The sequence below is a fragment of the Pseudomonas sp. Pso3 genome (genome assembly GCF_055393275.1).
Genome location: NZ_AP043687.1, coordinates 4,195,907 through 4,209,981, shown reverse-complemented (window position 1 = coordinate 4,209,981; position 14,075 = coordinate 4,195,907). Strand labels below are relative to the sequence as shown.

Sequence of the window (14,075 nt, the reverse complement as noted above, 5' to 3'; positions counted from 1 at the left end):
GTGCGTAATCTGTTTCTCGTAGGACCGATGGGCTCGGGCAAGAGCACCATCGGCCGGCTCCTGGCGAAGGAATTGCGGCTGCCGTTCAAGGATTCCGACAAGGTAATCGAAGAACGTACCGGTGCCGACATCCCCTGGATCTTCGATGTGGAAGGCGAGCAGGGCTTTCGCGAGCGCGAACGCGCCGCGATCGCCGAGCTGTGCGCGGAAAACGGCCTGGTGATGGCCACCGGCGGTGGCGCCGTGCTGCGCGAGGACAATCGCCAGGCGCTCAAGCGCGGTGGGCGGGTCATCTATCTGCATGCCTCCATCGAGCAGCAGATCGAGCGCACCTCCCGCGATCGCAATCGCCCGCTCCTGCAGACCGCCGATCCCGCGGCGGTGCTGCGCACTCTCATGGCCATGCGCGATCCGCTGTACCGCGAAATCGCCGACATCATCATCGAGACCGACGAGCGGCCGCCCCGGCTGGTCGTGCTGCAGATACTCGACCGTCTGAAAGCCCTGGCACCGCATTAAAGCCGCAGGCGTTCTGCGCTATGCTAGGCGCCCTTTGAATCAAGGTGACGGCATGCGGACTCTTCACGTCGAGCTCGGTGAGCGCAGCTACCCGATCTACATCGGCCAGGGCCTTCTGGATCAGCCGGAATGCTTCCTGCCCCATCTCGCCGGGCGCAAGGTGGCGATCGTCACCAACGAAACCATCGCGCCGCTCTATCTGGAGCGCCTGCTGCGCACCCTGGGCGATCGCCAGGTCAGCTCGATCGTGCTGCCCGATGGCGAGGCGCACAAGAACTGGGAAACCCTGCAGCTGATCTTCGACGGTCTGCTGCAGGATCGCCATGATCGCAAGACCACCCTCATCGCCCTCGGTGGCGGGGTGGTCGGCGACATGGGCGGGTTCGCCGCGGCCTGTTATCAGCGCGGGGTGGACTTCATCCAGGTGCCGACCACGCTGCTGTCCCAGGTCGATTCCTCGGTGGGCGGCAAGACCGGCATCAACCACCCGCTGGGCAAGAACATGATCGGCGCCTTCTACCAGCCCAAGGCCGTGGTCATCGACACCGCCAGCCTGGCGACCCTGCCGGCGCGGGAGCTGTCGGCGGGTCTGGCCGAGGTCATCAAGTACGGCCTGATCTGCGATGAGCCCTTCCTCGGCTGGCTCGAGGAGCATGTCGAGGCGCTGCTGGCGCTGGACCAGCAGGCCCTCACCGAAGCCATCGAGCGCTCCTGCGCGGCCAAGGCCCAGGTGGTCGGCAGCGACGAGCGCGAGTCGGGTCTGCGGGCCATCCTCAACCTGGGGCATACCTTCGGCCACGCCATCGAGACCCACCAGGGCTATGGCGTCTGGCTGCACGGCGAAGCGGTTTCCGCCGGCATGGTCATGGCGCTGCAGATGTCCCTGCTGTTGGGCTGGCTCACGGCCGCCCAGCGCGACCGCGCCCTGCGCCTGCTGGTCCGGGCCGGGCTTCCCGTGGTACCGCCGGCCGACATGCAGCCGGCCGATTTCGAACGCCTCATGGCGGTGGACAAGAAGGTCCTGGATGGACAACTCCGGCTGGTACTGCTCAGTGACCTGGGCCAGGCCGTGGTGACCGCCGACTTCGCCCGCGACATTCTCGAGCAGACGCTGCGTACCGATTACCAAGCGCTGACCGCCCAGTAAGGAGAACAAGAGAGTCCCATGTCCAATCTGCACGCCGACGAAGCCTTCCTCGGTCACTATCAGTTCACTCACGACCCGTTCGCCGCCCGCGTTCCCGGTTTCAAATTCTTTCCGGCGCAGCGCAAGCCGGTGCTGGGTCAGTTGCATCACCTGGCCCGCTACAGCCAGTTGTTGCTGGTGGTCAGCGGTCCCGAGGGCAGCGGCAAGACGCTGCTGCGTCAGGCGCTGGCGGCCAGCACCAAGAAGGAAGCGGTGCACTGCGTGGTGATTTCCGCGCAGAACGGCGGCGACGCCCGCACCGTGCTGGCCCAGGTCGCCAAGGGCGTGGGCGCCGACAGCCAGACGCCGGCGGCCATTCTCGCGCAGGCGGCGGAAGTGCGCCTGGCGGGGCAGGAGGTCTACATCCTGGTGGATGACGCCGAGGCGCTGGCCACCCCCGCCCTGGAAGCCCTGCTGGAGCTGGCCGGTGGCGGCGAAAAGGAGCGTCTGCACGTCTTCCTGTTCGGCGAGGCGGAAGTGGTGATGCGCCTGGAGGACATCGCCCAGGGCGAAGAGCGCTATCACGCCATCGAATTGCTGCCCTACAGCGAAAGCGAGGCCGAGGAATATCTCGCCCAGCGCCTGGAGGGTGCCGGTCAGGGGCTGGAGATCTTTACCGACGAGCAACTCGCGACCATTCACCAGCGCTCCGGTGGCTGGCCCGGTCGGCTCAACGAGGAAGCCCGGGATGTCCTGGTGGCCGGCATGACCGCCCGGCGCAAGAAGGCCGCTGCTCCGGCGAAGGGCTCGCGCAATCTGCTGGCGGCGCTGCCGCGCAAGCATCTGGTCATTCTCGGGGTGGTGGTGCTGGCAGTCGGCGCCGCGGCGCTGTCGCTCAAGGGCGGCAAGAGCGAAACCCCGGCGACCGGCACGGCCGGGCAGGACCTGCCCATGGGCGGCCAGAACACCTCGTCCGTCGGCAAGGACGCCCAGGGGGCGCCCATCCAGTTCGATGGCTCTTCCAAGCCGCTACCCCTGCCGCTGGTGGGCGAGTCGCAGCCGGTCATCCGCGAACCCCTGGCGGAAGCGGCGGGAGGGCGTCAGGCTGGTACCGCTGCTGGCAACGACATGGGTGCGGGTGGCGTACCGCCCACCGTGACCACCGACGCCCCGCCCATCAGTGACGAGGACGAACTGCCCAGCCGGACACCGACACGCACGCCAGCGCCCAGCGCGCCGGCAGTGGCCGCTCCGGCGCCCCGGCATACCGCACCTGCGCCGACCCCCGCGCCGGCACCGGCCAAGCCGGCCCCGGCTGCTGCCCCTGCGCACACCGGTGGCGCTGCGGCGGGCTGGTACGGCAGTCAGGCGGGCAGCAAGTACGCCTTGCAGGTGGTGGGCACCAGCACCGAAAAGGCTGCGCAGGACTTCATCGCCGCCCAGGCCGACAGTGGCAACTTCCGCTATTTCAAGAAGAGCTACCAGGGCAAGGCGCTCTATGTGGTGACCTACGGCAACTTCACCAATCGGGCGGCGGCCGAGGCGGCGGTCAAGCAGCTGCCGGCCAAGGTACAGGCCAGCAAGCCCTGGCCGCGGACCTTTGCCAGCATCCAGCAGGATATCGCCACCAGTCGCTGATTCTTGCCTGGCACGAAAAGAAAGCCCCGGCGCTATCACGAGAGTGACGCCGGGGCTTTCTGTTTTGCGTCATCGAATTTTCATCAGGTGTCATCAGTGTTTGTCGTAAGCGATTTTTTCGCTACACTGGTCAGCCTTTGACTGTCCGAAAAAAGTTCAAATAAGCGGACCGTTTTGTGATGCCTTCGCAATAACCTGATTGCCGGTGAGAGCGCTATGAAAGCAGGCCTGTTCAATCCCGATAGCTTCAAGGACAACTGCGGCTTCGGCCTGATCGCCCATATGCAGGGCGAGCCCAGCCACGACCTGCTGGAAACGGCCATCGAAGCCCTGACCTGCATGACCCACCGGGGGGGTATCAACGCGGACGGCAAGACCGGTGACGGTTGCGGTCTGCTCATGCAGAAGCCGGACGCCTTCCTGCGCGCCATCGCCCAGGAACAATTCGGCGCCGAGTTGCCCGAGCAGTACGCCGCGGGCGTGGTGTTCTTCAACCAGGACGAGGCCCGCGCCGAACAGGCCCGCGCCAACATGAATCTGGAGATCGAGGCCGCCGGCCTGACCCTGGTCGGCTGGCGCAAGGTGCCCATCGACACCTCGGTGCTGGGCGAACTGGCCCTGGCCCGCCTGCCGCGCATCGAGCAGGTATTCGTCGCCGGTCCCGGTCTCGACGATCAGCAGTTCGGGGTCAAGCTGTTCTCCGCGCGCCGCCGTTCCTCGGTGCGCAATGCCGAGGACGCCGAGCACTACATCTGCAGCCTGTCGTCGCGGGTCATCGTCTACAAGGGCCTGATGATGCCGGCGGATCTCGCCGCCTTCTATCCGGACCTCGGCGATCCGCGCCTGGCCACCGCCATCTGCGTATTCCACCAGCGCTTCTCCACCAACACCCTGCCGAAGTGGCCGCTGGCGCAGCCCTTCCGCTACCTCGCCCACAACGGCGAGATCAACACCATCACCGGCAACCGCAACTGGGCCCAGGCGCGGCGGACCAAGTTCGTCAACGAACTGATCCCGGACCTCGACCAGCTCGGTCCGCTGGTCAACCGGGTCGGCTCCGATTCCTCCAGCATGGACAACATGCTGGAGCTGCTGGTGACCGGCGGCATGGACCTGTTCCGCGCCGTGCGCATGATCATTCCGCCGGCCTGGCAGAACGTCGAGACCATGGACGCCGATCTGCGCGCCTTCTATGAATTCAACTCCATGCACATGGAGCCCTGGGACGGTCCGGCCGGCGTGGTGCTGACCGAAGGCCGCTACGCGGTCTGCCTGCTCGACCGCAACGGCCTGCGCCCGGCGCGCTGGGTGACCACCAAGAACGGCTACATCACCCTGGCTTCGGAAGTCGGCGTCTGGAACTACCAGCCCGACGACGTCATCGCCAAGGGCCGGGTCGGCCCGGGCCAGATCCTCGCCGTGGACACCGAGACCGGCGAGGTGCTGCAGACCGACGACATCGACAATCGCCTCAAGGCGCGCCATCCCTACAAGCAGTGGCTGCGCAAGAACGCCATGCGCATCCAGGCGACCCTGGACGACAACGATCACGGTTCAGCCTTCTACGACCAGGATCAGCTGCGCCAGTACATGAAGATGTTCCAGGTCACCTTCGAGGAGCGTGACCAGGTCTTGCGCCCGCTGGGCGAGCAGGGCCAGGAAGCCGTGGGCTCGATGGGCGACGATACCCCGATGGCGGTGCTGTCGCGGCGCATCCGTTCGCCCTACGACTATTTCCGCCAGCAATTCGCCCAGGTCACCAACCCGCCGATCGACCCGCTGCGCGAGTCCATCGTCATGTCCCTGGAGACCTGCCTGGGCGCCGAGCGCAACGTCTTCGAGGAAACCGCCGAGCACGCCGATCGCGCCATCCTGAGCAGCCCGGTGGTCTCGCCGGCCAAGTGGCGGACCATCCTCAACATGCCCAAGCCCGGCTTCGAGCATGTCAAGATCGACCTCAACTACCCCGAGTCCATGGGCCTCGAGGCGGCGCTGCGCAACATCGTCGAGCAGGCCGAGGAGGCCGTGCGCGCCGGCAAGGTATTGCTGGTGCTGACCGACCGCCACATCGAGCCGGGCAAGCTGCCGGTGCATGCGGTGCTGGCCACCGGCGCCGTGCACCACCACCTGGTCAACCTGGGCCTGCGCACCAGCAGCAACATCCTGGTGGAGACCGCCACCGCCCGCGATCCGCACCACTTCGCCGTGCTGCTGGGCTTTGGTGCGACCGCGGTCTATCCGTTCCTGGCCTACGAGGTGCTGGGCGATCTGATCCGCACCGGCGAGGTGCTGGGCGATCTCTACGAGGTGTTCAAGTACTACCGCAAGGGCATCACCAAGGGCCTGCTCAAGGTGATCTCCAAGATGGGCATCTCCACCGTCGCCTCCTATCGCGGCGCCCAGCTGTTCGAGGCCGTGGGGCTGGCGGACGAGGTCACCGACCTCTGCTTCCCCGGCGTCACCAGCCGCATCAAGGGTGCGCGCTTCGTCGACTTGGAAGCCGAGCAGAAGCTGCTGGCCGGCGAAGCCTGGAACAACCGCAAGCCGATCCAGCCGGGTGGCCTGCTCAAGTTCGTCTATGGCGGCGAGTACCACGCCTACAACCCGGACGTGGTCAATCTGCTGCAGGCCGCCGTGCAACAGGGCGACTACGCCAAGTTCCGCGAATACACCGCGCTGGTGGACCAGCGTCCGGTGGCCATGATCCGCGACCTGCTCAAGGTCAAGACCAGCGACCAGCCCCTGGCCCTGGAAGAGGTCGAGCCGCTGGCCAACATCTTCACTCGCTTCGACGCCGCCGGCATCTCCCTGGGCGCTCTGTCGCCGGAGGCCCACGAGGCCCTGGCCGAGGCCATGAACCGCCTGGGCGGGCGCTCCAACTCCGGCGAGGGTGGCGAGGATCCGGCGCGCTACGGCACCATCAAGAGCTCCAAGATCAAGCAGGTGGCCACCGGCCGCTTCGGCGTCACCCCCGAGTACTTGGTCAACGCCGAGGTCTTGCAGATCAAGGTGGCGCAGGGCGCCAAGCCGGGCGAGGGCGGCCAGCTGCCGGGCGGCAAGGTCAACGGCCTGATCGCCAAGCTGCGCTATGCGGTGCCCGGCGTGACCCTGATCTCGCCGCCGCCGCACCACGACATCTATTCCATCGAAGACCTGTCGCAGCTGATCTTCGACCTCAAGCAGGTCAATCCCAAGGCGCTGGTGTCGGTCAAGCTGGTCTCCGAGCCCGGGGTGGGTACGGTGGCCGCCGGTGTGGCCAAGGCCTATGCCGACCTCATCACCATCTCCGGCTACGACGGCGGTACCGGCGCTTCGCCGGTGACCTCCATCAAGTACGCCGGCTCGCCCTGGGAGCTGGGCCTCGCCGAGGCGCACCAGACCCTGAGGGGCAACGACCTGCGCGGCAAGGTGCGGGTGCAGACCGACGGCGGCCTGAAGACCGGCCTGGACGTGATCAAGGCGGCCATCCTCGGCGCCGAGAGCTTCGGCTTCGGCACCGCGCCGATGATCGCCCTGGGCTGCAAGTACCTGCGCATCTGCCACCTGAACAACTGCGCCACCGGCGTCGCCACCCAGAACGACCGGCTGCGCAAGGAACACTTCATCGGCACGGTGGAGATGGTGATGAATTTCTTCACCTTCATCGCCGAGGAAACCCGCGAGTGGCTGGCCAGGCTGGGCGTGCGCAGCCTGGGCGAGCTGATCGGCCGTACCGACCTGCTGGAAATCCTGCCGGGCGAGACCGCCAAGCAGCAGCACCTGGATCTCACCCCGCTGCTGGGGAGCGATCACATTCCGGCCGACAAGCCGCAATACTGCCAGGTGGAAAAGAACCCGCCGTTCGACCAGGGTCTGCTGGCTGAGGAAATGGTGCGTCTGTCGCTGCCAGGGATCGAAAAGCTCGAAGGCGGTGAGTTCAGCCTGAGCATCGGCAACTGCGACCGCTCCATCGGCGCCCGGGTCTCCGGCGAGATTGCCCGGCGCCACGGCAACCAGGGCATGGTCAAGGCGCCGCTGACCTTCCGCTTCAAGGGCACCGCCGGCCAGAGCTTCGGCGTCTGGAACGCCGGCGGCCTGCATCTGTATCTGGAAGGCGACGCCAACGACTACGTGGGCAAGGGCATGACCGGCGGCAAGCTGGTCATCACCCCGCCCCAGGGCGCGGGCTTCAAGAGCCAGGAATCGGCCATCATCGGCAACACCTGCCTCTATGGCGCCACCGGTGGCAAGCTGTTCGCCGCCGGCACCGCCGGTGAGCGCTTCGGGGTGCGCAACTCCGGGGCCCACACCGTGGTGGAAGGCACCGGCGACCACTGCTGCGAATACATGACCGGCGGCTTCGTCTGCGTCCTGGGCAAGACCGGCTACAACTTCGGCTCGGGCATGACCGGCGGCTTCGCCTATGTGCTGGACCTGGATAACGGCTTCTATGACCGGGTCAACCACGAGCTGGTGGAAATCCAGCGCATCAACAGCGAAGCCATGGAAGCCTATCGCAGCCACCTGGAAGGGGTGCTGGCCGAATACGTGCGCGAGACCGGCAGTGCCTGGGGCAGCCATCTCCATGAAAACCTGGACGACTACCTGCGCAAGTTCTGGCTGGTGAAGCCCAAGGCCGCAAGCCTTGCGTCGCTGCTGGTCAGCACCCGCGCCCGTCCGGAATAACGACTTCGATGCCGGCTCCCCAGGGCGCCGGTTTCACCGTGATAGCTCGTGGCGCCCGGCAGAAAAGGGCGTCGCTTCAAGAGGTTTGGAAATGGCTGAACGTCTGAACAACGACTTCCAGTTCATCGAGGTCGGTCGCAAGGATCCGAAGAAAAAGCTGCTGCGCCAGCGCAAGAAGGAATTCGTCGAGATCCACGATCCCTTCAAGCCGCAGCAGGCTGCCGAGCAGGCGCACCGCTGCCTGGGTTGCGGCAACCCCTATTGCGAATGGAAGTGCCCGGTGCACAACTTCATTCCAAACTGGCTCAAGCTGGTATCCGAAGGCAACATCCTGGCGGCGGCGGAGCTGTCGCACCAGACCAACACCCTGCCCGAGGTCTGTGGCCGGGTCTGCCCGCAGGATCGCCTCTGTGAGGGTGCCTGTACCCTCAACGACGGCTTCGGCGCGGTGACCATCGGTTCGGTGGAGAAGTACATCACCGACACCGCCTTCGCCATGGGCTGGCGCCCGGACATGTCCAAGGTCAAGCCGACCGGCAAGCGCGTCGCCGTCATCGGTGCCGGTCCGGCCGGCCTGGGTTGTGCCGACATCCTGGTGCGCAACGGCGTGACCCCGGTGGTGTTCGACAAGCACCCCGAGATCGGCGGCCTGCTGACCTTCGGCATTCCCGAGTTCAAGCTGGAAAAGACCGTGCTCAGCCGTCGTCGCGAGGTCTTCGGCGGGATGGGCGTGGAATTCCGCCTTAACACCGAGGTGGGCAAGGACGTGACCATGGACCAGCTGCTCGAGGAATTCGATGCGGTCTTTTTGGGCATGGGTACCTACACCTACATGAAGGGCGGCTTCCCCGGCGAAGACCTGCCCGGCGTGCACGATGCCCTGGATTTCCTGGTGGCCAACGTCAATCGCAACCTGGGCTTCGAAAAGGATGCGGCCGACTTCGTCGACATGAAGGGCAAGCGCGTGGTGGTCCTGGGGGGTGGTGACACCGCCATGGACTGCAACCGCACCTCCATTCGCCAGGGCGCCAAGAGCGTGACCTGCGCCTACCGCCGCGACGCCGCCAACATGCCGGGCTCGCGCAAGGAAGTGAAGAACGCCAAGGAAGAGGGCGTGAAGTTCCTCTTCAACCGCCAGCCCATCGCCATCATCGGCGAAGACCGGGTGGAAGGCGTCAAGGTGGTGGAGACCCGTCTGGGCGAGCCCGATGCCCGCGGTCGTCGCAGTCCCGAGCCGATCCCCGGTTCCGAGGAGATCCTGCCGGCCGATGCGGTGGTCATCGCCTTCGGTTTCCGGCCGAGCCCGGCGCCCTGGTTCGAGCAATTCGGCATCGACCTCGACAGCCAGGGCCGCGTGGTCGCGCCGGGGCTGCACGAGTTCAAGCACCAGACCAGCAACCCGAAGATCTTTGCCGGTGGCGACATGGTGCGCGGCTCCGACCTGGTGGTGACCGCCATCTTCGAAGGTCGCAACGCCGCCGAGGGCATCCTCGACTACCTGGGCGTCTAATACCCGACGGCTGGACAAGAGCCGACCGGCGCTGAGCCGGTCGGCTTTTTTCTTGGGCGTCATCCAGGGGCAGGGCTGCGTTCTGGTGCAGTGATGGCAGGTAAGTGCGCTGCGGAGCCTGTGCCAGAGCGCTTTCTGTGTCTGGCACAGGGTCTGCAAAGATCCCGGTTCTCTCCTGCGAGGTACTGCCATGAACAAGCCCGAAATGACCGCCGCCATTCTCGCCGCCAAGCAGCGCCTGGGCCTGAGCTGGGCGGCGATCGCCGCCAGCCTGGAAATGTCGCCGGTCTGGACCACCTCTGCCTGCCTGGGCATGAACAGCATGGCGCCGGCGGTGGCGGAACGCCTGTGCCAGGTGCTGGAATTGCCGAGCGAGGTGTCCCTGGCGCTGCAAGCCTGTCCGCACAAGCAGTGGGACAAGGCCGTGCCCACCGATCCGCTGATCTATCGTTTCTACGAGATGATCAATGTCTACGGCGATACCATCAAAACCCTGATCCATGAAGAGTTCGGCGACGGCATCATGAGTGCCATCGACTTCAGCATGGACATCTCGCGGGTGGCCGATCCCAAGGGCGACCGGGTGCAGATCGTGCTCAACGGCAAGTTCCTGCCCTACAAGAGCTGGTAAGCCGATCGGTGCGATAGACAAAAGGCACGCCCCGGTGCCGTGCCTTTTGCCAGCCGCTTTGCGACAATGCCGGCACTTTTGCTGCCGGATGTCGCCATGACTGCCCTGAAGAACGACCGTTTCCTGCGTGCCCTGCTCAAGCAGCCGGTGGATGTCACCCCGGTGTGGATGATGCGCCAGGCCGGACGCTATCTGCCCGAGTACCGCGCCAGCCGGGCGCGTGCCGGGGACTTCATGAGTCTGTGCAAGAACCCGCAATTCGCCTGCGAGGTGACCCTGCAGCCGCTGGAGCGCTATCCGCTGGATGCCGCCATCCTCTTTTCCGACATCCTCACCATCCCCGACGCCATGGGGCAGGGCCTCTACTTCGAGACCGGCGAGGGTCCGCGCTTTCGCAAGGTGATTGACACCCCGGCCGACATCGAGGCGCTGCCGATACCCGATGCCGAATCCGACCTGGGCTACGTCATGGACGCCGTGCGCACCATCCGCACGGCGCTGGACGGGCGGGTACCCCTGATCGGCTTTTCCGGCAGCCCCTGGACCCTGGCCACCTACATGATCGAAGGCGGCTCCAGCAAGGATTTCCGCAAGGCTAAGGCCATGCTCTACGACACCCCCGAGGCCCTGCACCTACTGCTGGACAAGCTGGCCCAGGCGGTCACCGCCTACCTCAACGGCCAGATCCGCGCCGGCGCCCAGGCGGTACAGATCTTCGATACCTGGGGAGGCAACCTGTCCGCCGCGGCCTACCAGGAATTTTCCCTGGCCTACATGCGCAAGATCGTCGCCGGGCTGATCCGCGAGCATGAAGGACGCCGGGTGCCGGTGATCCTCTTCACCAAGAATGGCGGTCTCTGGCTGGAAAGCCTGGCCGACAGCGGCGCCGAGGCCCTGGGCCTGGACTGGACCTGCGACATCGGTGAAGCCCGTCGGCGGGTCGGCAGCAAGGTCGCCCTGCAGGGCAACATGGACCCCAGCGTGCTCTACGCCAAGCCGGCGGCCATCCGCGCCGAGGTGGGGCGCATCCTGGAAAGCTATGGCCAGGGCAGCGGCCACGTCTTCAACCTCGGCCACGGCATCACCCCCGAGGTAGATCCGGCCCATGCCGGTGCCTTCATCGAGGCCGTGCACGAGTTGTCGGGGCGCTATCACCAGGGCTGACTGTGCCGGGATCGGCACGACCGATCCCAAGTCGAGCGAGCGGGTCGTGGCCGGTTGCGGCATAGTCGGGGTTTTCCCAACGGAGCGCCGCCATGGCCCAGATGACCCCGGAAGACCTGCAGCACCTGGCCGAAGAGGTGCTCGCGGCCCAAGGTTTCAGTCAGCCGCAGGGCGCTGCCATCGCCGCCATGATGGTCGCCGGCCAGCGTGACGACTGCGCCTCCCACGGCATCTATCGGCTGCTGGGCATCGTCAAGACGCTCAAGGCCGGCAAGGTGGTGCCCGATGCCGAGCCGACGGTAGAGGACGTGGCTCCGGCCATCGTCCGGGTCGATGCGGGTGGCGGCTTCTCCCCGCTGGCCTTCGAGACGGGGCTGCCCCTGCTCGACGCCAAGGCGCGCAGCTGTGGCCTGGCAGCCCTGGCGATCAACAACTGCGTGCACTTCTCGGCGCTCTGGGTGGAGATGGAAGCCCTTACCGCCAGGGGCCTGGTGGCCCTGGCCTGCAATCCGACCCAGGCCTATGTCGCCCCGGCCGGTGGTCGTCGCCCGCTGTTCGGTACCAATCCCCTGGCCTTCGGCTGGCCGCGGCCCGAGGGTCCGCCTTTCGTCTTCGATTTCGCCACCAGCGCCGTGGCCCGCGGCGAAATCGAATTGCATCGTCGCGCAGGCAAAGCCCTGCCCGAGGGCTGGGGAGTGGATGCCGAGGGCGCGCCCAGCAACGATGCCCGCACCGTGCTGGAGGAGGGCGCCATGCTCACCTTTGGCGGTCACAAGGGCTCGGCGCTGTCGGCCATGATCGAATTGCTCGCCGGCCCGCTGATCGGCGATCTCACCAGTCCGGAGTCTTCCGCGGTCGACGCCGGTGCCGGCGGGCTGCCCTATCACGGCGAACTCATCCTGGCCTTCGATCCCCAGCGCTTTCTCGGTACCGCGGTAGCCGACTACCAGCAGCGCGCCGAGCAGCTGTTCGCCGGCATCGAAGCCCAGGGCGCCCGCCTGCCGTCGCAGCGTCGTTACCAGGCACGAGAACGCAATACCACCCGTGGCTGGTTGGAGGTGCCCGACGAACTCCTGGCCGACGTCCGGGCGCTGCTGCCCGGCTGAGCCAGGACGCGATCCGCATCACTTCGAAGAGGCTGCGCCAACGCAGTCTCTGAACCCCGCCCTGGACGCAGGGTCCACGACTGGCCCCCTTAGTGCCAGCCTGGGTCTTCATGTACGCCGACGACACCGATCGCCCCCATCATCGCGGCCTGTTGCTGCTGAGCATCACCCTGATGGTGCTGGTGTACTTTCTCGACAATCTCTCCATCGCCCTGGCCAACCGCTACGTATATGGCGGCCTGGGTATCGACCAGCGCAGCTACACCCTGGCCACCGCCTGCTACAGCGCCGCGGTCATCGTCACCAGCGCCCCGCACCAGTGGTTCGCCCAGCGCCTGGGCTATCGCAACCTGATCTTCGCCGCCGTCGGCATCCACCTGGTCGGCCAGGTGTGCTGCCTGGTGGCCACCGATCTGCCGACCTTCATCGTCGGGCGGGCGCTGATGGGCGCCGGTGCCGCCACCTTCTTTGCCGGGGCGCGGGTACTGGTGCAGATGTATTTTTCCGGCCCCCAGCTGCCGACCGGGATTCGCGCCTTCGCCTCGGGCGTGCCCCTGGGTGGTGCGCTGGCCTCCTTCACCACCGCGGAGCTGCTGGAAGGTCACCAGTGGCGCGCCATCTTCATGGTGCCGGCGCTGGCCTGCGCGCTGGTGGCCGTCTGCGTCTGGCTGTCGCTGCCGCGGCGCTCCCATCCGCTGCAGAATTCCGGGGCGCCGTCGCTGCTGTCCATGGTGCTGCTGACGGTGGGCAGTCTGCTGCTGACCACCACCACCCAGCGCTTGGCCTTCGACTTCTTCAGCGATGGTCCGTGGCTGGCCGTGGAGCTGCTGGTGGGAGCGGCCATCCTCGGACTCTATGTCTACTACGAGCGCGGCCTGGCGCGACCGACCCTGGACTTCAAGCACGCCATCACCCCGGGCTTTCTCGCCGGCATGCTGTTCATGATGCTCAACTACTTCCTGCTCGGCGCCTACAACTTCATCATCCCCCAATACGTGGTCAACGGCCTGCAACTGCCGGTCTATACCGCCGGGGGCGTCATGGCGCTGGGCTGGCTGTGCGGCCTTGCGCCGCTGCTGATGATCACCTCGGTGCGGTTGCGCGAGCGCTTTCCCTGGGGCGGCTTTCGCAAGTACCTCGTGGCGGGTTACCTGCTGCTGGCCGGCTACGGCTTCTGGATGGTGCGCCAGCATGCCGACGTGCCCCTCTACCAGCAGCTGGTGCCTGGGCTGATGATGCATGGCACCTACCTGATCGGCACCTTCGCGGTGATCATCATGTACACCTTCATGCGCGTCGAGCCGGCCTATTTCAGCCAGGCCTACCAGATCAAGAACATGACCCAGCAACTGGTCATGCCCATGGGCATCGTGCTGTCCAACGTCTTCCTGCAGTGGCGCGACGCCTTCCATGCCTCGGTGCTCAGCGCCGCGGTCACTCCCTATGCCCAGACCTACCAGGCCTATGGCGAGCGTTATCGGCTGGCCACCGGTGCCGACAGCGCCCTGGCGCAGATCTCCAGTCTGGTCACCCGCCAGAGCCAGGTGCTGGGCTATCTCGACTATTTCTGGCTGGTCGGCTGGATCGGTCTGGCGCTGGCCCTCTACATGGCCGTGCAACGGCATTTTCGCTAGGGCGCGACGTTTGCCGGCCCTTAAGCCGACGTTCAGCTAGCGACCACCATAATGCGGGCTTTTGCAGGCGGCGGCAGGTGCC

At 66.2% G+C, this 14,075-nt stretch carries 9 protein-coding genes; all 9 read left to right on the top strand.

Annotated elements, in window-relative coordinates; all coding sequences use genetic code 11:
• Nucleotides 1–519: a shikimate kinase AroK gene (gene aroK / locus ACZ5R1_RS19750; protein WP_007161627.1), complete on the top strand. Its 519-nt coding sequence runs from the start codon at nucleotides 1–3 to the stop codon at nucleotides 517–519.
• 52 nt (nucleotides 520–571) lie between these two features.
• Nucleotides 572–1,666, top strand: a complete 1,095-nt coding sequence (gene aroB / locus ACZ5R1_RS19745; protein WP_007161628.1) for a 3-dehydroquinate synthase — start codon at nucleotides 572–574, stop codon at nucleotides 1,664–1,666.
• Between the two features lie 18 nt (nucleotides 1,667–1,684).
• Nucleotides 1,685–3,283, top strand: a complete 1,599-nt coding sequence (locus ACZ5R1_RS19740; RefSeq protein WP_115946668.1) for an AAA family ATPase — start codon at nucleotides 1,685–1,687, stop codon at nucleotides 3,281–3,283.
• A gap of 216 nt (nucleotides 3,284–3,499) precedes the next feature.
• Nucleotides 3,500–7,948, top strand: coding sequence for a glutamate synthase large subunit (gltB, locus tag ACZ5R1_RS19735; protein ID WP_115946669.1), 4,449 nt, complete (start codon nucleotides 3,500–3,502; stop codon nucleotides 7,946–7,948).
• 91 nt (nucleotides 7,949–8,039) lie between these two features.
• Nucleotides 8,040–9,458 carry an FAD-dependent oxidoreductase gene (locus ACZ5R1_RS19730; protein WP_027598906.1) on the top strand — a complete coding sequence of 473 codons (1,419 nt, stop codon included), beginning with the start codon at nucleotides 8,040–8,042 and terminating at the stop codon, nucleotides 9,456–9,458.
• Between the two features lie 190 nt (nucleotides 9,459–9,648).
• Nucleotides 9,649–10,089, top strand: coding sequence for a cyanase (cynS, locus tag ACZ5R1_RS19725; protein WP_027598905.1), 441 nt, complete (start codon nucleotides 9,649–9,651; stop codon nucleotides 10,087–10,089).
• 96 nt (nucleotides 10,090–10,185) lie between these two features.
• On the top strand, nucleotides 10,186–11,253 hold the full coding sequence (gene hemE / locus ACZ5R1_RS19720) for a uroporphyrinogen decarboxylase (RefSeq protein ID WP_042136641.1): 1,068 nt from the start codon (nucleotides 10,186–10,188) through the stop codon (nucleotides 11,251–11,253).
• A 92-nt stretch (nucleotides 11,254–11,345) separates the two neighbouring features.
• Nucleotides 11,346–12,359 carry an Ldh family oxidoreductase gene (locus ACZ5R1_RS19715; RefSeq protein ID WP_115946670.1) on the top strand — a complete coding sequence of 338 codons (1,014 nt, stop codon included), beginning with the start codon at nucleotides 11,346–11,348 and terminating at the stop codon, nucleotides 12,357–12,359.
• A gap of 110 nt (nucleotides 12,360–12,469) precedes the next feature.
• Nucleotides 12,470–13,993, top strand: a complete 1,524-nt coding sequence (locus tag ACZ5R1_RS19710; RefSeq protein WP_027598902.1) for an MFS transporter — start codon at nucleotides 12,470–12,472, stop codon at nucleotides 13,991–13,993.
• Nucleotides 13,994–14,075 lie beyond the last annotated feature (82 nt).

Excerpts from the sequence above, each read along its gene's own strand:
- aroB (WP_007161628.1), top strand. The coding sequence starts at position 572 with ATGCGGACTCTTCACGTCGAGCTCGGTGAGCGCAGCTACCCGATCTAC.
- ACZ5R1_RS19740 (WP_115946668.1), top strand. The coding sequence starts at position 1,685 with ATGTCCAATCTGCACGCCGACGAAGCCTTCCTCGGTCACTATCAGTTC.
- gltB (WP_115946669.1), top strand. The coding sequence starts at position 3,500 with ATGAAAGCAGGCCTGTTCAATCCCGATAGCTTCAAGGACAACTGCGGC.
- ACZ5R1_RS19730 (WP_027598906.1), top strand. The coding sequence starts at position 8,040 with ATGGCTGAACGTCTGAACAACGACTTCCAGTTCATCGAGGTCGGTCGC.
- cynS (WP_027598905.1), top strand. The coding sequence starts at position 9,649 with ATGAACAAGCCCGAAATGACCGCCGCCATTCTCGCCGCCAAGCAGCGC.
- hemE (WP_042136641.1), top strand. The coding sequence starts at position 10,186 with ATGACTGCCCTGAAGAACGACCGTTTCCTGCGTGCCCTGCTCAAGCAG.
- ACZ5R1_RS19715 (WP_115946670.1), top strand. The coding sequence starts at position 11,346 with ATGGCCCAGATGACCCCGGAAGACCTGCAGCACCTGGCCGAAGAGGTG.
- ACZ5R1_RS19710 (WP_027598902.1), top strand. The coding sequence starts at position 12,470 with ATGTACGCCGACGACACCGATCGCCCCCATCATCGCGGCCTGTTGCTG.